General features: G+C 46.7%; 19 protein-coding genes. 9 read left to right on the forward strand and 10 right to left on the reverse strand.

What is annotated here, in order from left to right:
- Positions 1–134: 134 nt before the first annotated feature.
- From FY534_RS12880 to FY534_RS12890, 3 genes are all read right to left on the reverse strand, one after another.
- The gene (locus FY534_RS12880; RefSeq protein ID WP_203114794.1) at positions 135–452 is read right to left on the reverse strand and encodes a putative quinol monooxygenase; all 318 of its coding nucleotides are present in this window, start codon (positions 450–452) and stop codon (positions 135–137) included.
- Positions 453–472: 20 nt separating this feature from the next.
- Positions 473–2,065 carry an APC family permease gene (locus tag FY534_RS12885; protein WP_083574052.1) on the reverse strand — a complete coding sequence of 531 codons (1,593 nt, stop codon included), beginning with the start codon at positions 2,063–2,065 and terminating at the stop codon, positions 473–475.
- A 270-nt stretch (positions 2,066–2,335) separates the two neighbouring features.
- Positions 2,336–3,676 carry a sigma 54-interacting transcriptional regulator gene (locus FY534_RS12890; protein WP_238413570.1) on the reverse strand — a complete coding sequence of 447 codons (1,341 nt, stop codon included), beginning with the start codon at positions 3,674–3,676 and terminating at the stop codon, positions 2,336–2,338.
- Positions 3,677–3,858: 182 nt separating this feature from the next.
- Between FY534_RS12890 and FY534_RS12895 the strand changes: the two genes are divergently transcribed.
- Positions 3,859–4,779 carry a proline dehydrogenase family protein gene (locus tag FY534_RS12895; protein ID WP_203114796.1) on the forward strand — a complete coding sequence of 307 codons (921 nt, stop codon included), beginning with the start codon at positions 3,859–3,861 and terminating at the stop codon, positions 4,777–4,779.
- Positions 4,780–4,877: 98 nt separating this feature from the next.
- On the opposite strand, the gene FY534_RS12900 is transcribed toward FY534_RS12895, so the two are convergent.
- The 4 genes from FY534_RS12900 to FY534_RS12915 all read right to left on the reverse strand — a co-directional run bounded on the left by FY534_RS12900 (position 4,878) and on the right by FY534_RS12915 (position 11,413).
- The gene (locus FY534_RS12900) at positions 4,878–6,095 is read right to left on the reverse strand and encodes an ABC transporter permease (protein ID WP_306953265.1); all 1,218 of its coding nucleotides are present in this window, start codon (positions 6,093–6,095) and stop codon (positions 4,878–4,880) included.
- Positions 6,095–6,847 carry an ABC transporter ATP-binding protein gene (locus tag FY534_RS12905; protein WP_203114797.1) on the reverse strand — a complete coding sequence of 251 codons (753 nt, stop codon included), beginning with the start codon at positions 6,845–6,847 and terminating at the stop codon, positions 6,095–6,097. The genes FY534_RS12900 and FY534_RS12905 overlap by 1 nt, the downstream gene beginning before the upstream one ends.
- Entirely contained in the window at positions 6,844–8,922 is a 2,079-nt protein-coding gene (locus tag FY534_RS12910; protein WP_238413571.1) for an HlyD family efflux transporter periplasmic adaptor subunit, read from the reverse strand. Before FY534_RS12910 ends, FY534_RS12905 begins: the two co-directional genes overlap by 4 nt.
- A gap of 190 nt (positions 8,923–9,112) precedes the next feature.
- The gene (locus FY534_RS12915; protein WP_203114799.1) at positions 9,113–11,413 is read right to left on the reverse strand and encodes a beta strand repeat-containing protein; all 2,301 of its coding nucleotides are present in this window, start codon (positions 11,411–11,413) and stop codon (positions 9,113–9,115) included.
- 856 nt (positions 11,414–12,269) lie between these two features.
- Between FY534_RS12915 and FY534_RS12920 the strand changes: the two genes are divergently transcribed.
- Entirely contained in the window at positions 12,270–12,935 is a 666-nt protein-coding gene (locus FY534_RS12920; RefSeq protein WP_238413572.1) for an IMPACT family protein, read from the forward strand.
- A gap of 16 nt (positions 12,936–12,951) precedes the next feature.
- Here the strand turns inward: FY534_RS12920 and FY534_RS12925 are convergent, their stop codons facing one another.
- On the reverse strand, positions 12,952–13,524 hold the full coding sequence (locus FY534_RS12925) for a hypothetical protein (RefSeq protein WP_203114800.1): 573 nt from the start codon (positions 13,522–13,524) through the stop codon (positions 12,952–12,954).
- Between the two features lie 290 nt (positions 13,525–13,814).
- Between FY534_RS12925 and FY534_RS12930 the strand changes: the two genes are divergently transcribed.
- The 7 genes from FY534_RS12930 to FY534_RS12960 all read left to right on the forward strand — a co-directional run bounded on the left by FY534_RS12930 (position 13,815) and on the right by FY534_RS12960 (position 20,061).
- Positions 13,815–14,366: a sigma-70 family RNA polymerase sigma factor gene (locus FY534_RS12930; protein ID WP_203114801.1), complete on the forward strand. Its 552-nt coding sequence runs from the start codon at positions 13,815–13,817 to the stop codon at positions 14,364–14,366.
- A 213-nt stretch (positions 14,367–14,579) separates the two neighbouring features.
- Entirely contained in the window at positions 14,580–17,051 is a 2,472-nt protein-coding gene (locus FY534_RS12935) for an AMP-dependent synthetase/ligase (RefSeq protein WP_203114802.1), read from the forward strand.
- A 21-nt stretch (positions 17,052–17,072) separates the two neighbouring features.
- A complete protein-coding gene (locus FY534_RS12940; RefSeq protein WP_203114803.1) occupies positions 17,073–17,579 on the forward strand; it encodes a hypothetical protein in 507 nt (168 codons plus the stop codon).
- Positions 17,576–18,094 (forward strand): hypothetical protein, encoded by a 519-nt coding sequence (locus FY534_RS12945; RefSeq protein WP_203114804.1) that lies wholly within the window; start codon positions 17,576–17,578, stop codon positions 18,092–18,094. Before FY534_RS12940 ends, FY534_RS12945 begins: the two co-directional genes overlap by 4 nt.
- Positions 18,095–18,110: 16 nt before the next feature.
- Positions 18,111–19,073, forward strand: a complete 963-nt coding sequence (locus FY534_RS12950; RefSeq protein WP_203114805.1) for a hypothetical protein — start codon at positions 18,111–18,113, stop codon at positions 19,071–19,073.
- A 36-nt stretch (positions 19,074–19,109) separates the two neighbouring features.
- A complete protein-coding gene (locus FY534_RS12955) occupies positions 19,110–19,643 on the forward strand; it encodes a hypothetical protein (protein WP_072874463.1) in 534 nt (177 codons plus the stop codon).
- 274 nt (positions 19,644–19,917) lie between these two features.
- Positions 19,918–20,061, forward strand: a complete 144-nt coding sequence (locus FY534_RS12960) for a hypothetical protein (RefSeq protein ID WP_165611989.1) — start codon at positions 19,918–19,920, stop codon at positions 20,059–20,061.
- Here FY534_RS12960 and FY534_RS12965 read toward each other — a convergent pair.
- The gene (locus tag FY534_RS12965; RefSeq protein WP_072874462.1) at positions 20,036–20,575 is read right to left on the reverse strand and encodes a CDP-alcohol phosphatidyltransferase family protein; all 540 of its coding nucleotides are present in this window, start codon (positions 20,573–20,575) and stop codon (positions 20,036–20,038) included. The two genes, FY534_RS12960 and FY534_RS12965, sit on opposite strands and share 26 nt — an antisense overlap.
- 256 nt (positions 20,576–20,831) lie before the next feature.
- Positions 20,832–21,608 carry a flagellar hook-basal body protein gene (locus FY534_RS12970; protein WP_072874461.1) on the reverse strand — a complete coding sequence of 259 codons (777 nt, stop codon included), beginning with the start codon at positions 21,606–21,608 and terminating at the stop codon, positions 20,832–20,834.
- Positions 21,609–21,653 lie beyond the last annotated feature (45 nt).

Consider the following 21,653-nt stretch of genomic DNA (forward strand, 5'->3'; position numbering starts at 1 on the left):
GGCAACTGATGCCTGATGGATGCGCACAAAAAAGGGCGTTTCGCCCAAGGGCCAACGCGCCTTTTTACATTTTTTGAAATTCAATGCATGTTTACTTCATGGAGGAATGGTCACACAGTTAGGTAAACAGCGCTTTACAAAGGACGATACAACTCCCGATCTCGTTTAGCCAAAAGCGGTAAAATTGTATCCTTCACCAGTCGCTGAAAATAGTCCGTCTCTGCATGAGCCTCCAAGGCCTGTTCATTTTCATATTGTTCAAAGAGCAGAAAGACGTCGGGATTTTCCAGCGAGCGATTGACTAAATAGAGCAGACAGCCACTCTCCTTTTGAACCAGTGATTTCATCTCCATCAATGCCGCCTGCACTTGTTCAGACGTACCAGGTTTACACTCGTAACGTGCTGTCAATACAACCACTTGATTCTCCCCTCCGTCCTCCAGCAACCACACGCCGTCTTATCTTCGCATGTTTATAGATTGGCCGTGCTTGTTGACGTATGTTCAGACGCTTCCTGAATTGCAGTCTCCAATGACGCTGTACGGCGACCACTGGCAATACCCCAGAAGTAGAAAATAATTGAACCCACTGCAACCACAATGATATCCAGAGGATAGGCCAACTTGCCCTTGCCGCCAAAACTACCATAGTATGAAACCACGTACATGAAGATCATATAAACCAATATCCAGATGGAAGATACAAACGATTTCCCTAGATTTTCACGCAAACGCGGTGCAAACAGCGAAAAGAGGAAGAAAACAACGAGCGCAATAAATTCTAGAATAATCAGTGGTTGCACATTGCTCCAACCCGTCCAATAGATGATATTGCTCCCTACAATAAAAGCAAGAATAGCAATGACAGGCAACCCACCCAGACGAACCGGCCGATGCGCATCGGCAGCGTGCCGTCGAAAAACCATTGCACTGACCGGACCAACAACGTAAGTCAACACGGAGGCACTCGAACAAAACGCCACCAACTTACTCCAAATGGGAAATGGACCTGTCCAGATGATACCTAAAATTAATGTCAACCACATGGCTGCACGTGGAATTCCTGTTTTTTCGTCTACCTTGGAGAATAAGTTAAAGAAATATCCGTTATTGGAGAAGCCCAGCACTGCCCGCGCTGTAGAAGCGAAATAAACCCAACCTGCTCCGAGTGGCGAGACTACAGCTGATACCTCCATAAACCATGCCAACCATGTCAGTCCCAATATCAAGGAAACGTCCACCAAAGGACCCTGGAAGGACAGTTTGGCCCATCCATGCTGAAAAGCATGTGCTGGTACGGCGCCAATGAAAACAGCTTGCACCAAGATATAGACAATGGCTACAATCACCAATTCCAGAATGATGGCACGCGGCACATCTCGTCCAGGATTCTTCGCCTCAGCAGACATGTCCACAGCTTGCCGGAAACCAAGCATGGAAAAGATGATGCCCGAAGTAGCAACAGCTGTCAAAATGCCATGAAATCCATAGGGCGCAAAACCTTTTGAAGTAAAATTCGATACATGAATACTGAAAATTAATGTGATAAAAGTCAAAAGCGGGACAATCACTTTAAAAATCGTCACGACATTATTGATACGAGCCAAAATTTTAATTCCATAATAGTTCATCAAGAAAAAGAGCACCACAAGCAGAGCTTCAATCAGCCAACCGGTAAAATTGGGCAATCCTGATTTAGCATTGAAAAACGCCTTAGGAGCTAAATATTGCACAGCAGCTTCCGCTTCAATGGGCGGAATGGTGGAATAGGCAATGATGGTAGCGATAGACATTAAAAATCCCAAAATACTCCCGTGAGAATAATCTGGGTATCGCACGACACCGCCAGCAGCCGGCAACATGGAAGACAACTCCGCATAAACGAGCGCAATAAAAATGAGTGCTACAGCACCAATGGCCCAACCTACAATGGCAGCCGGTCCTGCATCATTGGCCGCATACTGTACGCCAAACAACCAACCAGAACCAATGGCTGCTCCAATACCGATTAAGGTCAGATCAAGCATGGACAAGTTCTTTTTGAGCTTTTTGTCTTGACTCGGCAATCTAATCCTCCCCTTCTTAAAAATTGCCCCTTAGGACTTTTTTCTTCTGCGCGCAATCTCCAAAACCTGCGCTTTCCCATTCCTGCACGCAGATGGGCAAAGCAGTTCCGCATCCTCAAACGCATACGTAAGCGTTTTCTCCCCGAGGAATGCGGAACTCTTTATCGTGTTTAAATTTAGACACCTTCTTATTCTATGTCTAAATTTTATACATGATTTCAGATTATAAAGAATACATTCAACGCGCACAAGTAGAAGTGATGTATTTTTTTAATATTCCGTCAGATGGTACTGGCGCATTTTGTAGTACAACGCCCCTCGGGATATCCCCAGCAAACGAGCTGCCTGCGCTTTGTTGCCGGATGTCTGTTCTAACGCTGCGACAATCCGCTTGCGTTCCATCTCCTGCGCATAGTCATTGAGCGGCAGCGACAAATCGGTCAACTGTTCTACAGTCATGGGACGCAACTCGCGCGGCAGATGTTCAAGTGTCAGCGGACCTTCTCCAGCATTCAACAACATCCATTCCATAGCCCTCCGCAATTCCGGCAAATTGCCCGGCCAATGATAGTTCGTCAGTGCTGCCATGACTTCGGGACTTAGCTGCGGCAACCCTTTAGCAAAACGTTTGGCCGCTTGCGCCAAATAGAAATGACAAATAGCTGGGATATCTTCTTTCCTTTCCCGCAGCGATGGTACTCGTAACTCATAGAAGAGAAATCGCAAATTGGAGACCAGCGTTTCAGACACGTCCGCATCCGGCATTACATGGGCAGCACCAACGACTCGGCAAGTCATCGGCAACCATTGCCCATCCGTTTTGGCCAATCCTCCCGATTGCAGAGCCTGCGCCAGTTTGAGTTGAGTTTTTTCCGCCATTTTATCCACATTGCGCAAGAAAAGCGTCCCTTGCCCCGCCGTTTCCAACTTACCTGCTTTTTCACTGCTCTGAGATGTGTACCATTCTGCAGATTGTCCAAACAGCTCCATATCTAGTATGCCTTCCGGAAGCACTTGGCAATCCACTACCACAAACGGCCCCTTACGCTTCGCTGCAGTGTGAATCCAGCGTGCCAGCCATTCTTTGCCCGATCCGTTTTCTCCCAAGAGGAGCAGTGGAGCATCCGGTCGCAGTTTGTCTATTTTATCTAAAAAATGGATAACTTCCCTCAAGGCATGATTTTGAGTATCCAGTAGTGTTTGCCAATCTTCATCCAGGTTGCCATTTTGTTGCGCGTATCGTTCTTCACTGAGTCGAACTAAATCAGTAATATCCTGCTCCATGGAGATGGCGCCCACCAAATGGCCTTCTCTGTTGTGAACCGGAACGGTATGAATGTAGACATGCTTGTCCGGTCGAGGTTGATGGTACACTCCGTAGACAGGCAAGCCACTTTCCATGACCTGAAAGAGCATAAGGGAACCGCGTTGAAAAAACTGACCGATGGGCTGACCAATAATTTGTTCTGGCAAGATATCGTACAGTTTGGCCGCCGCCTGATTCCAGGCAAGCACTTCCCCCTCGCGATTCACCATAGTGATGGCTTCGGGCAGCGCGTCCAACAGCACTTTATAAAAGGAAAACATCTCCTTATCTGAATGGCTGACCATTTTTAAGCACCGTCCATTATGCAAAATGTACACGCTCTCAATATAGGCTATCCTTCGTTAATTTCCTAGTTGCCTTTTGAAAAGAGAAAAGTTACAATCATCATGTGTATAATTTATAATCATTTTTTATAAATGTGTTTAATTTTAATCACTTGCATCTCATTGAAAGTGAGGGATATTCAATGGAAGCCTTAATGCGCAACACATTCTTGTTCCTAGCTAAAAATCGTGCCGCCAATAAGGCTGCACAGGCTTATGGCATGCGGCTTGGGGCCAGTCGTTTTGTCGCTGGTGATAATATTGAAAGCGCTATCCAAAAGGTCCGTGACTTTAACCGCCGTGGTATTGTGGCCACGCTCGATCACTTAGGCGAGTTTGTTTTTAGCGAAGAAGAAGCTCGGATGGCGGCTGACGAGTGTGTTGCGGCACTTGACGCGATTGGCGCGGCTGGCGTACAGTCTCATCTTTCCTTGAAAATGACTCAGCTAGGTCTGGATATTTCGCAAGATCTTTGCCTGGACAATATGCACCGCATCCTCGACACTGCAAAAAAACATGGCAATTTTGTCCGAATAGACATGGAAGATTATGCACACAACGAGATCAGCATTGACATTTTCAAACGACTGCGTGCGGAATATGGTGAAACGGTAGGTTTGGTCATTCAGGCTTATCTCTACAAAAGCGCTCAGGATATTGAAGATTTGAATGTTTTTCACCCAAACCTGAGGCTCGTCAAAGGAGCCTATAAAGAACCTGAAAGTGTGGCTTTCCCGAAAAAAGAAGATGTAGACGCCAATTATATTCGCATCATTGAGCGACATTTGACTCTAGGAAATTATGCGGCCGTAGCCAGTCATGACGAGAAGATCATTGAACACGTCAAACGGTTTACGGCAGAGCATCAGATTCCCCGTCAACAGTTTGAATTTCAAATGCTCTACGGTATTCGCTCGGACCTACAAGATCAACTAGCTGCAGAAGGTTACACAGTACGAGTTTACATTCCTTACGGCACCGACTGGTACGGCTATTTCATGCGCCGTTTGGCAGAACGTCCGGCCAACGTAGGTTTTGTTCTCAAATCGATGTTGAAGGGATAAAAGACAGTTTGTCATTAGACATGATGAAACCACCAGCCACTGTGTCCGTTCTCACAAGCTCTGGTGGTTTCTTCCTTTCCCTGAATCCTTTTTCACTTTTATTCATATCTCAACGCGTCAATGGGCTTAAGATTTGCCGCCTTGCGCGCCGGATACACACCAAACACCAAACCTATCAAGATGGAGAAAATGACTGCCAATATCATGGCACCCGGTGAGAGCAAATTTCCAGTATGGCTGACAGCACCAACCGTCAAAGCCCCAGCCGTACCCAAAAGCAAGCCAATCACTGCTCCGGATAGCGACAGACCTAAAGATTCCAGAAGAAATTGTGTCAAGATGACACCTCGCCTTGCTCCAATGGCCTTGCGAATACCAATTTCACGGGTACGTTCGGTCACTGAGACAAGCATGATGTTCATAATGCCAATCCCACCAACCAAAAGCGAAATAGCTGAAATGCCATCGAGAAGATCGGTCAGTATCTGAGTCACCCCTGACAACGCGGAGAGGATGGTAGCCTGATTAATAATTTGAAAATCATCGGCTGTACTGGGAGACAGTTGGTGCAAAACGCGTAACGTCGATTCAATTTCCAACTGCGCCTGATTCATGACGTTAGCCGATTTGGCCGATGCCAAAATTTCATTGACTGTGTCCGATCCGGTCAACAAGTTCTGCTCGGTTGTCACGGGTATGGCTATCGCGTCGTTTTCATTTTGAAAACCACTCGCTCCTTGCGAGGCTGCCACACCAATAACAGTGAAAGGAATTCCGGCAATATCTATGGTTTGTCCCACCGGATTGACGCCAGTTCCAGAAAAAAGCGTTTGTTCCACCTGACTGCCGAGAACAGCAACATTGGCTGCTTTCGAAACGTCTTCCGACGTAAAGAAGCTACCTTGCGCCATGCTGACATCTTTAATCGCGGGATAGTTTTGGTTAGTGCCTTCTATAGCGGTATTGGTATTGTTGGCCCCAAAGACGACCTGTGCCGAGTGTGAAACAAGCGGCGCTGTCATCGCCACATCGGGATCGTCCTGTTGAATGGCTGTGGCGTTGCTGATTGTCAAAGTGGATGCGCTCCCATAGCCTTGGTTCACTCCACCAACTGATGTGGAACCGGGCATAATGGTAAGTACGTTGGAACCGAGGCTCTCAATACGGCTGGTGACACCGTTTTTAGCACTCATGCCAATGGCAGAACTGAGCACCACGGCCATTACACCAATAATGATGCCGAGCATGGTAAGGAACGAACGCATCTTGTTGGCTTTGACACTTCTCCAAGCCACACGCATAATCTCAAGCATCATCAGCGACTTCCCCCATCCTGACCCTGCCGAATGGCTTCGGCTGCTGCGACGGGTTGTTTGATTTCCATATCATGGGCTGTATCCGACTCTACACGACCATCGCGGAAGCGAATGATGCGCTTGGCTCGGCGACCGACTTCAGGCTCGTGCGTAACTAAAACAATGGTGTTGCCTTGCGCATGCAAGTCCGCAAATAACTGCAAAATTTCTTCCGTTGTATGACTGTCGAGAGCGCCTGTAGGCTCGTCAGCCAACAATAAGACAGGCTTATTTACCAAGGCTCGGGCAATGGATACACGCTGCTGCTGACCGCCGGACAATTCATTAGGACGGTTATGCATACGTTCTGCCAACCCTACACGCTCTAGAGCCTCCATAGCTCGTTGACGTCGTTCACGCAGTGAAATTCCCGCATAGAGCATGGGCAACTCCACATTTTCCAGAGCTGTTGTTTTGGGCAATAGATTAAAGTTCTGAAAAACAAAACCAATTTTCTGGTTTCGCAAGATGGCCAACTCGTCATCGGATAAACGGGATACGTCATAACCGTCCAAACGATATGTTCCGCTGGAAGGTACATCCAGGCAACCAATCATGTTCATCATAGTGGATTTGCCACTTCCTGACGGTCCCATAATGGCGACATATTCACCACGCTGAATGGTCAGGTTGACACCGCTGAGTGCACGAATTTCTTGCCCCCCCACTTGATAAGTGCGGACAAGTTGATGAATCTCTAATAGCGCTGTCATCCCTGTTTCCCTCCAGCGGCTCCGCCGCCGTTGCCACCATGACCTCCACCAGCAAATCCAGCACCACCGCCAAAGCCGCCGCCAAAGTGGAATCCGCTGCTTTGACTATTGACAATAGCGGCTGCAGTCTGCCCTGGCAAAACCAGCAGTATTTTTTCACCTGCCGTTAAACCACTGGTAATTTCTACGGTATTGGTTCCCATCAATCCCACTTGGACAGGTTGGAAATGCACACCCGCCGGCAAACCAGCACTGAATGGTGACTTGCCTGATTTTGCCTGACTATTGGCAAAATGACTATATTTTTTGCTTGAATTTGTGCGATTTCCAGTACTTGTATCTACATAGACACCCTCAATGGAACCTAGTTGATGAAGCGCAATGGCTGGAATACTCAGAACATGGTTGGCTGAAGCTGTGTCAATCGTTGCACTTGCTGACATTCCAGCTTTTAGGCTGCCGTTGTCGTTATTTACAGCGGCCATCACCGTATATTCGGTAACGGAAGAACTTTGTACGGGTGTGGGATAAACTTGTGTAATCGTACCCGTGAACGTTTGGTTAGGATAAGCAGGAACTGTGAACTGCACTGATTCACCCGGGTGCACGCTGCCGATTTGCGATTCAGCCACATCCAGTTGAACAGCGAGATCGTCAGGATTCAAATCGGCCATTTCAATCAATCCTGTTCCACTACCGGAGCCGGATGAACTGGAAGAACTAGCCTTGCTTGCTTCACCTTCACTGGCTGTTTCACCCACCACGCCATTGATGGCGGTTATCACGCCAGAGATGGGCGCACGGATGACTGTTTCTGACTCATTGAGTTGTGCATTTTGCAAACTGGCCTCAGCATTTTGCACTTGCGCTTGCGCACTGGCTATACTCGCTTCATCCTGGGCTATGGTAGCTGGAGTAGCGGGTTGTTCGACATTTTGCAGAGTCAACTCGGCTGTCTGTAAGGCTTCCTGGGCCTGGGTGACGTTTGCTTGCGCACTATCAAGAGCTTGTTTGGCGCTGATGGGATTATTGTACTGTTCTTCTGCCAATTGCAGCGCTTGCTTATCTTCTTGAACCGTCTGTTCTAACTTCTGCTGATTGCTCGATTGACTCGCTTGGTCATTTTGCAAGGTAGTTTTATCTGTTTGAACGGCTTGTTGTTCGTTGTTTACTGCCTGCTGTGCTTGCTGAATAGCGCTGTACCCAGTCTCTAAAAGTTGGTACTGAGTCTGTGTTTGGCTCACCTGCGCTTCGTAAGGATTATTTCCAGTGTAGTGGCTGGCCCAATAATTCGCAGTTTCCTGAGCCGTTTGATAGGCTTGATAGGCGTTTTGCACCTGTGACTCGGTAATATTCCCATACTGCGCAATGGCGTCTTGCAACTGTTGCTGATCTTGCTGGAGTGCTGCCTCATCATCCTGCAACTTTTGCTCATCCAGTGAGACTTGATCACTGGGTTGATTTAATTCATCTTCAGCTTGCGTCAAAGCAGCTTGTGCACTTTGCACAGCTTGTTCTTCACTGGTACGGTCATTATAGGCAGCAAGTTGATCCTGATATTGTTGTTGCGCTTCTTGCAGACTGGACTGAGCTTTCGTGACAGCTTCTTTATCGAGTGCCAATTGTGTTGGGGTAACCCCTGCTTCATCTTGCTGTAATTTTGCTTCTGCAGATTGCAAGGATGCTTCTGCTTCAGAGACTGTGGACTGTGCTTGTGCAACTGCAATTTGTTCTGTTTGATCGTTTTCTGTAGCGAGTATTTGACCCGCCTTCACTTTTTCTCCAATATGCACGGGGATGGAAGTGACAACGGATTGTGTACCTTGAAAATCCAAATCTATCGTTGTGGGAGCAACGATGGTACCAGAAGTACTGATGGTTTGCAGCACATTTCCATAACCTACGGTATACCAATCATTCGCTGGTATGGATGTGTGCGATCTCGTTTTGGCAAGTGCTATGGGTATGCCAACTCCTAATACAACAATAACGGCGGCTCCTGTGTAGAGCCATTTCTTACGTGACTTGCGCAGCGGCTGAATGATTTCTTCTGCCGCAGATGGCGTAGGTTCCATTTGACTGTCCCTCACTTGTTTATCCATGTCATGTTTTCACAATGTAAATATTTTAATAGACAAATTATAATTGGGGAAGCTTGAAGGATGATTGAAATTTGACTTATGAAAGGTCACAAATGAGGAATTAGATTTTAAAATATGGAGAAATAAAAAAACCCGGGCGAACCCGGGTTTTTTGAGAACGAGATTAGTAGTTGATTTGACCGATTTGTGTTGGAGAGCCATTATTGAAGAAAGTAGTAGGTGCTGTAGAATTCCCATCGAAATAGATGGAGCCTGTTGATGTAGCTTGGCTATTTCCTTGGTATGTCCATACATAAGTCGCACCTGTTGTAGTACCAGTTCCAGATGATGCTACGACGTTACCGTTATAATACGGAACTTCTCCATTCTGCAGTGTAATGCTGACTTGACCATTTGCATTACTATAGACTGTTACAGTTCCAGCCGAACTGAAGTCGACAACACCAGGAATAAATACTGATTTATAGCCTAGTGTACCCGTGAAACTATAAAGCGGTATTGGAGTTGGTTCAGTCTGACCATTCGTACCTATTCCTTGCGAGAGAGTTGTTCCATTAACAGCAGTCAACCATGAACCTGATGGTGCTGTGTTATCATAAGTCAAAGTTGTTGGGGCATTTGGTACGGGATCTCCCATAGAATCTTCCACAGTATACGTAAATGTCTGTGATGCGCCATCAGTCAACGTTGCTTCTACAGGACTAAAGTTTGCAGCGTATGACTGTGTTCCAGATGTAAATTCATAACCTGCTGTTGCACTCATCGAACCACTATTTACTGTCAATGTAGTGTTATTTGCAGCACCTGCCGCAGTAGATTGCGCGACTTCTACTGCAATATCATTTAGTGATGATGTAACATTCCCAATATCAATTCCATCTGCTGTTACTGTGTAACCAGCAAAATCACCATTTGTAGCAGTATTTTCAGTAAGAACTACCTGCAGATTGCTCATACCAGAAAGTACTGCTGGAACAGGTAACCCAGCTACACTAGTAAAGGTAGCTCCATTTGTTAATGATAGGTTATATGTTCCCGCTGCATCCCCTGCCGTCATCGCATTACTTGTCGATGTAAACGGTACGAAGTAAGCATCTGCATTCCCAGGAATTCCTGTGACTGAATTCGGAATCGTGGATGGCGTTGTAGAAGGAACTAAGTTTTGTAATGCATATACGCCAATTCCTGTAACAGAACTTGAAACTGTTGATGATGCTGGCGTCCAGTTTACTACTTCATTTGGAATAGTAAATCCTGAAGCAGTTATCTGAACTGTTGCCGTACCATTCGCACTGAAGCTATTCAAATAAGCAGTTGCCTGACCATTTGAATTGGTTGTTACAGTTATTTGATTCGTACCGAGACTTTGACCACTAGATGTTGACAAGAATGCTCCAGAAGAAGTACTTAGTGTGAATGTTACGTTCACACCTGATTGTGCAGTGCCGTTACTATTAGGTGGCAGAGTAACCGTTACAGGAACCACACCTACACTTGGATTTGATACAGATGATGTTGTTGCTGAATAAGGAGAAGCAGGTGAGACTAAAGGCGTACTTGATGATGAAACAAAACCAAGATATGCAGTTTGGCTTAATTGTGAGCCATTAACTGTGTATTGAGCTGTAAATGTAGCAGTATATGCACCATTTCCAGTTACTGATACAGTAGCAACACCATTAGAATTAGTTGTGACATTATATGTCCAACCACCAGTAACATTTGTGCCCGCTAAATAGTTACCTCCTTGTTGTACAACTGGTTGATTTGCACCAAGAAGAGTAAGAGTTAAACTAGCCCCTGAAACTGGATTTCCACTAGCATCTGTTAGTGTTGTACTCAATGTCTCTGAAGTTCCATTTGTGTTAATTGCAGGAGCTGTTTCAGCGCCAGTGCCACTTGCAGCGCCTGATACCATAATTGCCGACAAACTAGCATTTGTACTAGCCGGTGTTGGAGCCTGCAGTGTCAAGGTTTCAGTGTTGCCATCCCAGTTGCTCTGGCTGGCTGCACCAATCGCGGACAACACCTTCAGCAAGAAGTAAACCGGCATGTAGGTGGTGTTAACACCAGAAGCCGGGTCTTTCATGACGACAGAATCCGTCATCTGCACGAGTTGACCGTTCAGATAGATGGAAGCTGTGCCTTGACCAGCGTTGGTGAACTGGCTCATGTCCACTTTCACACCAGATGGGGTGGTGATGGAGAACACTTTGTTAATGCCGTTCCAGGAAGCTTGGTAGCCATCCTTTTGCAGCATTTCAATCAAATAATAAATGGGCATGTAGTCGGTTTGTGTGCCGGCATACAATGCGTCAAAACCTTTAAAACCAAGTGTGGTGGAACCAATCTGAATGGTTTCCTGGTGCCATGTAGCATTGCTGTAATTGGCAGCGAAAACTGTCGGAACGGACATACCGAGAACGACAGACGCAGCAGCGATACCCGTAAGAGCTCGTTTCAAGTGAATTTCTCCTCCTTAAAAAACTTCTTTTTACAACTTACTGAGAGAGGGTGATTGCACCCCATCCTAGAACTTTTACAGTAGTTATGCCCCTACGCTATTCAACGGCGGTCTTGAACGGAGTAGACCATGTCAGACTAAGCTATGACTTAGCCGATGCACGATGCGCCGCGCAGGTAGGCATCCCTCCCTTCAGTAGAGATATTCACGGAGCCCCATATCCGGAAAACTCGCGATTGTCTCTCGATTCATGGCATTAAGAGACTTTTTACGACACAATTCGCAAAAATCCTCTTTTATCAGAGCAATTAAGCCATGAGTAGAAAATTTAGTAGCTATGTGAGAATAGGCAGATAGTCTACTGAACCCTTTATTATGTACGGAACAGGTCAGCCAAATGCTGTTGCCTTTTCCTACTCCCACGGCTGATTATACTGTTAGCTTGCTTGCGAGTAAAGCTAGAATTAATAATTTCCATTGTTTTCGCTCTAATCGATTAGAATTCCTCTTTCGGAAACTTTTTTCATTTCCCATTCACCATTGCCGTTTTGTACGCCGAATGCGGTCCAACAATGCTATGTTACGCGGAAAGTTCGTTGAACAGAACACTTTTGGCTTGATTTTCCTGACTCCTCTGCGCTGATTTCGAAAGACAAGTTGCTATACTATAAGTTTTCAGCGTTTACTTAGACGTAACAAACGTTCTTGATGTTACAGACTATCGATAAATATTTTTTCTTTTTGTGGGTCAAGCCTAACCCGGTGTCAATTTTTGTCGAATGGCGCAGATGAAAAGCAATGGACTAGAAAATCATCGAGATCGACCCAGAAGCCCTGCAAAAAAGGAGATTTCTCTATGAACTCAACAACTCTTGCAGAATCCAGCATGTTCAGCATGGAAATTAAAAAATCCAAATTTATTGGTCGGGCCATCCCTCTTTTGCGTGAGAAAGACAGCGATTTGTGGCTAGAGAAAATTCGAACTGAAGAGCGTGGCGCGGCGCATCATTGTTTTGCCTGGCGTTTTGGTCTGGACAGAGTGCAGGAACGATACTCGGATGACGGTGAACCAAGCGGTACGGCAGGACGACCGATTTTAGACGTGATTCGCAGGCAACAGCTCGATTGTCTGCTCGTTGTTGTCACTCGCTATTTTGGCGGAACACTTCTGGGGGCAAATGGACTTGTGCGGGCGTATACAGAGGCAGCAGCCGGCGCCTTGCAAGCTGCTGTAAAAATGGCCTTGTTTCAGGCGACCGTTTTAGAAGTTACACTTCCTTACAGTGACTACGGGCGTTTGGAGTACGCCCTGCACAACGAGGGCGTACACATTCTGGAGAGCGATTTTACAGACAACGTCCGTTTACGGCTGCTTCTTTCGCTTCAAGACACCAGCCACTGGCAAGCGGCGATTCAGGAATGGACGGCCGGCCGGGCCACCATCCATCTCTCACCGCCTGTTTGGGCTGGCCGTGTCGATCACGGTGAATTGCGCCTGGAAAACTTGCCACAAGGGTTGTAATTCGCCTTTCCACCCTTTATTCACGAAACTGCCTGTCCCGCCATACAGCTGCAAATAGATTTCCATCCATAAATCTTTGTTGAATCTGTTCACGGCTCATATAGACCAATAAATTTTTCCCATTCGTAAACTCCAACATTTTTGTTTTCTCCTCAACATTATGGATGGTCTTCACTTCTTTTCCTACGATATAGCCAGTAGCTCCCTCATGGCGCGTCAGAGGTCTGGCTATGGTTTTAACGGCACAAAATGTTGATTTCCCAGCTCGCGCCACAAGAGGCACATACTGTGATTTTTGCATGACTTCTCTTTGAATCTCACGCAGAGATTGCCAATGCAAACCGTAATACGCAGCCACCCTTCGGTATGCATAAGGGATGGACCAAGGTACATACATATCCTCCTCCATCCGGCGAATCAGTCGCGTCATACGTCCCACATTGGCTACATCAACAGGTACAAAACCCATGACATCGTCAATCCAGTCTTCTAAATGAGGTACATTTTGCTTGGAATGATAGATACAAAACGATTCTGTGTTTTCCTTTCCCTTCCATGAATGTGCCTGCAAATGATTGTTCTCATTCAATTGGAATCATCCCCTTATGTCCCCTGAATTCATGTCTGTCTTGTCAGACTTCCTTTTCACTCAGGACTTGTCCAAAAAAACATTTTTAAACTTAATAAATTAAAATTAAATTTAAATAAATATATATATAATTATGCTATCTTGAATTTGGATAAATTTCAATATGATTAACATATTTTGCTGACTTTCACACAACTCCCGATTCGCTCTCTCCGTCACTTCCGTTTTAAGCTACAGATAACGCGTTAGACACCTTGAGACCGGTCTCCCAAGGAACGGGAGAGAAACGTATGGATGATAACGAACAAACCGCACTAAACGCCTGGCAGGCAGGAGATTCTACTGGCGCCGAATTTCTCTTGCAAAAGTATGAAAAGCTCGTCTGGAAATTGGCTAACAAATATCGCCATACCTCACTCGAAGACGCTGTACAGGAGGCACGCTACGCGCTGCTTGTGGCGGCTAAAGCCTACAGATCTACAGGCGGGGCAAGTCTCCTGACGTATCTGTATCGTTCGATTCACGGACATTTGCGCAACATCATGCGCCGCGAATGGAAACATGAAGCTCATTGCCAACCGAGATCGACCGAAGAATGGCTATTCCATTGGACAATCGACCCCAGTGCTGAGCAAACGACAGAACGTTTTTTACTTCGCCATGATATGGAACAATGGATTCACAACGCCCGACTCAGCCCCCGCGAGAAAGAGGCGATGCGCGCTGTATTTGAAGATCAATCCTTGCAGGATTTGGCTCGCCAACATGGAGTTTCCAAAGAAACGTGCAAAATATGGCGCAAAAGAGCCGTACAAAAATTAAGGAAAACTTATAATCTGTAAGAAGGCAGATATGAATAAAAGAAACTTTGCATACGGTAAACAACAAGTTTGGCCGTCCACTGAAAGATGCGATAAAATGTTTTGAAAATTTAGTGGATAACCCCCGTAAAAGAAAGATCTAAAGCGAATCCGTTTATTGACGAATTGTCACTATCTTTGCCTGACTTCATATCTATACCAAGTTCAGCATCTGCCATTCTGGGGGGATTGGTTTTGAATCTGGTAGAAATGTTGGAAGCATCCGTAGAGACACACAGAGAACGAGTAGCCATGCAGCATAAAGTTAATGGCCAATACGTAGCGCTGACCTATGAGCAGTTGTGGGAGAAAATTCTCGCTACCGCTGCCGGCTTGCAGGAAATCGGAGTACGCGAAGGCGATAAAGTGGCACTTTGGGCGGAAAGCAGTCCAGATTGGGCTATCTGTGATTTCGCCTGCATGGCCATTGGCGCAGTTGTGGCTCCCATTTATCCTACGTTGCCTCGCGATGCTGTGACGTACATTTTACAAAACGCTGAAGCACGTTTTCTGCTCGTTGGACATTGGAAACTTTTAGAGAAACTGATGGATGAAGAAAATCATCTTCCTGAAGATCTGGAAGGTACGGTACTGCTGGAAGATCTCGGACTCGCCCGTTTTCCATCAAGCTTTCCACTCTACGCTCTAAAAGCGTTACAAAACCATGGTCAACAACGTTTAGCTGCATCACAAAGCCCTATTGCGCAACCACGTCCACCGCAAGAAATTTTCCCCAACATCCCCTCCAGCGCGCTGGCCACCATTGTCCACACATCAGGCACATCTGGCCAGCCGAAAGGCGTGATGCTGACTCACCAAAATTTGATCAGCAATGTGAAAGCGATTACACGTGTGGTGCCAGTCTATCCAGAGGATAAAGCTCTTTCTTATCTCCCTTTGTCCCACATATTCGAACGAACAGTCGGTTTGTTTACGCCGTTACTGTTTGGTGCATCCATAGCCTACGCGGAATCCATTGACACCATTCGTGATAACTTGCTCGAAATTCGCCCTTCTATTCTGGTTACTGTACCGCGCCTTTTGGAGAAAGTGTATGCAGGCATTCTGGAAAATCTCGAACATGCTCCTAAAGCGGTGCGTCCGTTACTGGAAAAAGGAATGGGTGAGCGTCCTTCACCTTTGGCTCATAAAGTAGTTGATAAACTGGTCTACAGCAAAATTCGCAGCGCTTTAGGCGGGCAAATGCGCCTTGTAGTGTCTGGTGGTGCTGGCTTAGCCAGCAACATTGCGAAATTTTTTAGCCGCGCTGGTATTCCTATTGTAGAAGGTTACGGTATGACAGAAACTGCGCCCGTTATTGCCGTCAATCCGCTTGAAGATGCACGGCCAGGTTTTGTGGGCAAACCTATTCCCGGCGTAGAAGTAAGATTGGCTGAAGACGGTGAGCTTTTAGTGCGCGGTCCAAACGTAATGCAGGGCTATTATCGCCAGCCAGAAGCCACTGAAGAGACGATTGACGAAGAAGGATGGCTCCATACGGGCGATCTCGCCGAAATCATAGACGGCTATATTCGCATTGTGGATCGCAAAAAAAATATCTTGGTACTGGCAACGGGCAAAAATGTCGCTCCGTTTCCGATTGAAAACGCTTTGACACTTAGTCCAGCAGTTTCGGACGCAGTTCTGATTGGCGACGGCAAGCCTTATGTTACCTGCCTGCTGGTACCAGACTTTGAGGTATTGAAAACTCGTTTTGACGATGTTTCTGACGGCAACACAACAGCACTTCTTCAACGCCCCGATGTACTGGCATGGCTGGACGCGGAGATTGTGAAAGCGGTTGCTCCATTTGCCGCCTTCGAGCGTCCCAAACGAGCACTGTTATTGCGTCAACCCTTCTCCATGGAAAGCGGAGAATTAACTCCTACTTTGAAAGTCAAGTCACGTCTCTTGACTATGCGCTACGAACAAGAAATTGAACGGATGTACCATTCCCCCAGCAAAGATGTCTTACTGATTGGCAGCGGCGGCCAGACGGGGGACGGTGACGACAGTGAGCATCACGACACAACTGACGGTACTGCCCATTGGATAGAAACCGATGCCATTGAAGATAAAGAACCGGCGCAAGAAAACTCCAAACTGGCCACTCGAAGCCGCTTGCGACGCGCACTTTTCATAGGAGGCGGGACGCTCGGAGCACTCGTTGTAGCGAGTGGAATTGCGCTAGCTGCTACGCATCCGCAAAACGTCAAGAAATTGTCGGATGAACTGAACATTGGCCACACGCTCTCTCAAATACAAACGCATAACAACGGGATCAGCCAGAACAACGCGCAGATTGTCAAAGAGATGGATAAAGCAGGAACGTTATCGGGAGCTTCTACAGTGATGAATCAGCAACTCGGTGGATTGTATCAAGGCATTGGAGAAGAAGACAAAACTTTACAGCGCCTGAATGGACTGAGTTTGCAGGAAGTCAATTTAAGCAACAGCTTTGGACAATACGCCAACTCCATTCACGGCAATTTGCTGAATATAGCTGCTAACAGTTCCAGCCAGAACCATGCACTTTCGCAAATGAACGAATTGACGCAGGAGCTCAGTCAAACGGCCGCCCGTTTGAACGAGATCAATCAAGAAATGGGCGGAAAGTTGAATACAGCCAAAGCTGACAGCCAACAATTGGCGAACGAAATGCCTTAAGAGAAAGCGAGGGATTCGCTGATGAAAACATGGCTTGCTGGCAGTGGGACAGTGGCTATTCTGGCAGTGCTTGGCGTGATGTTGCCGACCACTGTCCAACTGACTCGTTTAAACCTTGGGCTCAATTCCAGTTTGCGCTCTACTCAACAATTGGTAATTGCCGAGCAAGAAATTGTGACCAAAAACAAAAGTTTGCCGCTGCTCGTACAAACGGCGGAGAAAATGACACAGCGTATTGAAGCAACTGTCACTGAAACGGGTGCGATTCACGACAATATTGTACGCATTAATCAACTGAACAGCGATGTACTCGCGATGAACCAGGCCATGATGAGTCCAACGGGAGAGAGCGCTGCCACACTTGCAAAAGTCAACGCGAATCTGTTGGCCATTACTGAGGCAGCCCAACAAATGCAACAATCTGTTGCATCACTCGACCAAGTACTGGGTCAAGACGCCAGCAATTTATCACAAATAGAAACGGCTACTCAGACGATGAACCAAAAAGTGCCGGAGGTGTCGCCATGAAAAGTGCTGTCATTACGAAACTGGCTAGCATTATTGCTCCTTTAGGTTTGTTGGCGCTCGGTGTCAATGGTTTTTATGATGTGCATTTACAAAAAGAGATGGCTCATAAAGCGATAGTCTTGAAAGAACGAGTGGCCAAGGCGGAATCGTTGTCACTGCAATTAAAAGGAGGACTTGGCGGCTTGCAGACGTTGGAAACGAGTACTGCTGCACTCCAGCAACAACTTGCTCCGATTGTCAGCTTGACTGGCAGCATGAATGCTGGGCTCAACCAGTTGGCTAACACTGTCGGCCAAATTGATACCAGCATTGAGCAAATTTCTAACCGTGTAGGCAGCGCGAATGGAGAGACAGCGCAAATTTCGAAAAATGCCGCTTTATTACTTGGTGTATTGCAGCAACTACAAACTACGAATGAAGACGCTAACGCACGGCTGCAAAGCATGACAGCGAGTGAACAGGAGATTAATCAAAACCTGCAACAAATGGACGCTAAAACATCGATGATTCCCTGATAGAGGAGGTTTTTCTATGAGCACACAGCCCGCCCCTCTGCTGCCACAGGGTGTTTCCGAAGCAACGCCCACAAAAGGCGCATTGGCCGCATTCAAACCCTTGTTGCTTAAAGGCGCTGTTGGTCTGGCCTGCTTAGCCACCTTCGCAGGTGGATTTGCTTACGGCGGCGGCAAAGTGAAAGACGCGGCGCAAAAGAATTTGATTACACTTGTCCATCAACTGGATGGAACCACAGGTCAGATTGTGAATCGTTCTGCTGATTTAAAATCACGCGTGGGATTGGTCGATCAGCGACTGTCTCTTTTGCCCACACAAGTTGAAATTCTCCAGGAACAAACGAACACCGGACAACAATTGAGCGCTGCTTTAAATACACAACAACAACTGACTCAACACGGTGTCCAACTGATGCAACAAATTCTCTCCAAAGAACGTACGAATGACCAATTGACTGAACATTTATCTCTTGCAAGCGGAAGCATGATTGGTACGCTCACTCAAAACGCCAACAGTTTGCAACAACTACTAGGAGCTTTGCAAACTGCTACGAACGGATCGGCCGAATTAAATCAGCAGTTAAACACCCTGCTGGCTGCCCTGCAACAATCACTGACGGAATTTCGCCTGTTTGGTCAACTTCATACATTGCTTAGCCAACTCCCTAACCTGTTGCAAAAATCACCCCTTGGCGGAGTAACTGCGCCCGTCAGCAAAGCATTGGGTGGCACGGTTTCATCACTCGGTAACGCTACATCCTCACTGGGTCAATCCCTTGCTTCCACAGGTGGCCTTGGCAAGGGCGCAGGCGGACTACTGAGCAGCCTTGGTAAAGGTATGAGCAGTTTGAACAACAACAGTCAGAGTAGCAGCCCATCAGGAGCAAGTTCGCAAGAAAATCAGACGACAGGGTCATCTGCATCTTCAAGTTCAAGTACAGGTTCGGGTCTAAGCGGTCTACTCTCAGGACTGTTAGGTTAAGACGCGAGTAGAAACCGAAGAGAGGAGTGAAAGGCGATGGTAAAAGGATGGCATGCGGCGTTTATCATCAAGTTTGCCGCTGCACTCTGCGGATTGGGAATGCTTGGTGCTAGCTTAGCCGAGCAAACGCAAATTCAAGGACAAATGAATACGACCATGGCCACTATACGCCAATCTATAGCTGCAACCATTCCGGTTGTGGAAAAAACTGCAGACGCATTGACTCCACTGGTAAATATCTCGACTTCTTTGCAACAAATTGAGCAATCGGAACAGCAAACTGTGCTGAATATTGATGGCATGAACCAGCATTTGTCTATCATCGGCCAAGAGGAACTCTCTATTTTGGGTAATTTCGGAACCTTAAATAACGTCACACTGGAAGTGGGTCAACATTTGAACACGATTGGCAGTCTAAATCAAAACTTACTCTCCGTATCTTCAGCGTCAGCTGCCACTGCTGACAACGAAGATGGATCGGTTTTGATGTTGAACAGAATCACCGCACAGTCTGTGGCACATTTGCAAAATATCAATCGACGCCTGCAAGCTTTGAGTTTATTGCCCTAATTCTGAGTGAATGAAACATAATTTGTAAAACGATGGGCACTATAAAATCAGCGCCTGTAGTTTGGGCTTAGCAATAGGCACTGCCTCAAGACGTCTGTTCTGTTGCATATGCAGACTACAGCGCTTGGGCAGTGCCAGTTGTATAACTGCAGGTTGCTGACTGTTTTACAGCGGCTTTAGATGCACGCTCGCTACCTTTTTAAGCGATGCGTCACAGTTTCCAAGAAGAGAAGGAAAACAGCGCAGAAAACGCCGAGAAACGGGGGACTGGGTCATGCAACAACGTCCTGACATGGGCAAAGTGATTCAAGAAACCGCTCACCAATTGATCCATCAAGGTGTACCTGAGCGAGCAGCAGCTTTTGCTGCAGCCATGGGATATTTGCGCAACCTTAAAAAACCCGGCGCCTCACGTTGATGATTTCCATTCTCAGTAAATAGACCAACATGGCCGCGTAAGACAGCATTACGGTTAGCCAGAGCAAGACATAGGTGACAGCGTGGGTGGGCCAAGCAAGAATGACGGAACAAATGGTGATGTAATAAAACAAGGTAGTCGCTTTCCCACCCACGTTGGCTCTGGGAACCGCACGTTTCCCTTGAAAATAAAAGTAGGCGGCACCCAGAATCATGACGGCATCGCGTAAGATGAGTAACCCAGCTACAAGCCAGGGTATACGATTCGTATCCAGCAACGAGAACAGCACAGCCAGCATCATCAGCTTATCTGCAAGCGGATCGAGCAATTGTCCTGCTTGGGTTTGCCAGTGGAACCTGCGTGCCAGATAACCGTCCAGTATGTCTGTGAGACCAGCCAAAAGCAAAATGCACAATGCGCCTACTTTATGTGAACTTGGCGTTGCATAGAACGCCCATAGATAAACCGGAATTAAAACAAGCCGCAAGATGGTTAATAGATTCGGAAAATACAATGTTTCGCCCCCTGCTTTCTGGGCCATTTTATGAGTGTATAGATTCCTTCAGTCAACCCACGCTGCCACCCCAAAACCCCTACCCACAATGTTCATTATACTGGACTACCAGCTCCAATTTAAATGAGCATGAATGGCAAAAGAAAAATCTGCACAGCGTCTTTAGGAACACTGTGCAGTGCAGAGTCGATCTCACGAAGGATTACCACGCGCCAGATGTGGGAGATGCATCATGAAACGGTTGTGAATCTGGCGCTTACAAAATCGTATTCGCAATCCCCATCATTTGATTGGACATCTTTAAACTTTGAGCGTTTAGACTGTAAAGCTCTTGAGCTTGCATCAACTTGACCAATTCATTTGTAATGTTGACATTACTCTGGCTTAGATACCCTTGTAGAACCGTCGATTGAGGGGAAGGTATGGCTTTCCATCCTTGCGCAATGGCGTATGTGTCATTGCTTTGCGGAATCAAACTTTGACTGGGAACCGCCACTTGGACAATATTGAGCTTGGGTCCCGGTTTACCGTTGAAAAAGATTTGTCCATCTTTACCTATACTCATGCTTGCAGCGGAATTCGGCTGAATAATGGGTTGATGCTGAGTATCCAACAACAAACTCCCATCGGGTAGCGATAAGGCAAAAGAACCGTTTGGCTGTTTACTCCAGATGAAATTGCCTGCTTTCGTGAGTAAAGTTTGGCCGCTCAATGACTGAACGGTAAAGAAACCCGGCCCTGAAATGGCAGCATCCATGGTATTCCCCGTTGCTTGTAGCGGCATTTGGGAAAAATCAATTTCCGGCTGAGTAAAGTACGCGCCACTACCTCCCCAATATCCAGGCAATGTATACCGGCTGGCAACCGAAGGAGCCGTAGCCGCACTACTCAATTGACGGGTCAATGTATCGGCGAAAGAACCGTTCTGGCTGGCATAACCTACAGAATCCAGATTGGCTATGTTGCCTGAAATGGCATTTAACCATTGGGATGCCGCATTGACACCATCTAAACCCGTCCACATGGATTGCATGTAAATAGCCCTCTTTCTCAAACATTTTATCGAAGAATGGATAGA

It is taken from the genome of Alicyclobacillus sp. TC, from assembly GCF_016804365.1.
Taxonomy (GTDB): domain Bacteria; phylum Bacillota; class Bacilli; order Alicyclobacillales; family Alicyclobacillaceae; genus Alicyclobacillus_I; species Alicyclobacillus_I tolerans.

What these genes read in the sequence shown, in the direction of transcription:
- FY534_RS12900 (WP_306953265.1), bottom strand. Translation starts at nt 6,095, where the DNA reads ATGATGCTTGAGATTATGCGTGTGGCTTGGAGAAGTGTCAAAGCCAAC.
- FY534_RS12920 (WP_238413572.1), top strand. Translation starts at nt 12,270, where the DNA reads ATGAACTCAACAACTCTTGCAGAATCCAGCATGTTCAGCATGGAAATT.
- FY534_RS12955 (WP_072874463.1), top strand. Translation starts at nt 19,110, where the DNA reads ATGGTAAAAGGATGGCATGCGGCGTTTATCATCAAGTTTGCCGCTGCA.
- FY534_RS12895 (WP_203114796.1), top strand. Translation starts at nt 3,859, where the DNA reads ATGGAAGCCTTAATGCGCAACACATTCTTGTTCCTAGCTAAAAATCGT.
- FY534_RS12940 (WP_203114803.1), top strand. Translation starts at nt 17,073, where the DNA reads ATGAAAACATGGCTTGCTGGCAGTGGGACAGTGGCTATTCTGGCAGTG.
- FY534_RS12960 (WP_165611989.1), top strand. Translation starts at nt 19,918, where the DNA reads ATGCAACAACGTCCTGACATGGGCAAAGTGATTCAAGAAACCGCTCAC.
- FY534_RS12945 (WP_203114804.1), top strand. Translation starts at nt 17,576, where the DNA reads ATGAAAAGTGCTGTCATTACGAAACTGGCTAGCATTATTGCTCCTTTA.
- FY534_RS12950 (WP_203114805.1), top strand. Translation starts at nt 18,111, where the DNA reads ATGAGCACACAGCCCGCCCCTCTGCTGCCACAGGGTGTTTCCGAAGCA.
- FY534_RS12910 (WP_238413571.1), bottom strand. Translation starts at nt 8,922, where the DNA reads ATGGAACCTACGCCATCTGCGGCAGAAGAAATCATTCAGCCGCTGCGC.
- FY534_RS12890 (WP_238413570.1), bottom strand. Translation starts at nt 3,676, where the DNA reads ATGGTCAGCCATTCAGATAAGGAGATGTTTTCCTTTTATAAAGTGCTG.
- FY534_RS12970 (WP_072874461.1), bottom strand. Translation starts at nt 21,608, where the DNA reads ATGCAATCCATGTGGACGGGTTTAGATGGTGTCAATGCGGCATCCCAA.
- FY534_RS12905 (WP_203114797.1), bottom strand. Translation starts at nt 6,847, where the DNA reads ATGACAGCGCTATTAGAGATTCATCAACTTGTCCGCACTTATCAAGTG.
- FY534_RS12930 (WP_203114801.1), top strand. Translation starts at nt 13,815, where the DNA reads ATGGATGATAACGAACAAACCGCACTAAACGCCTGGCAGGCAGGAGAT.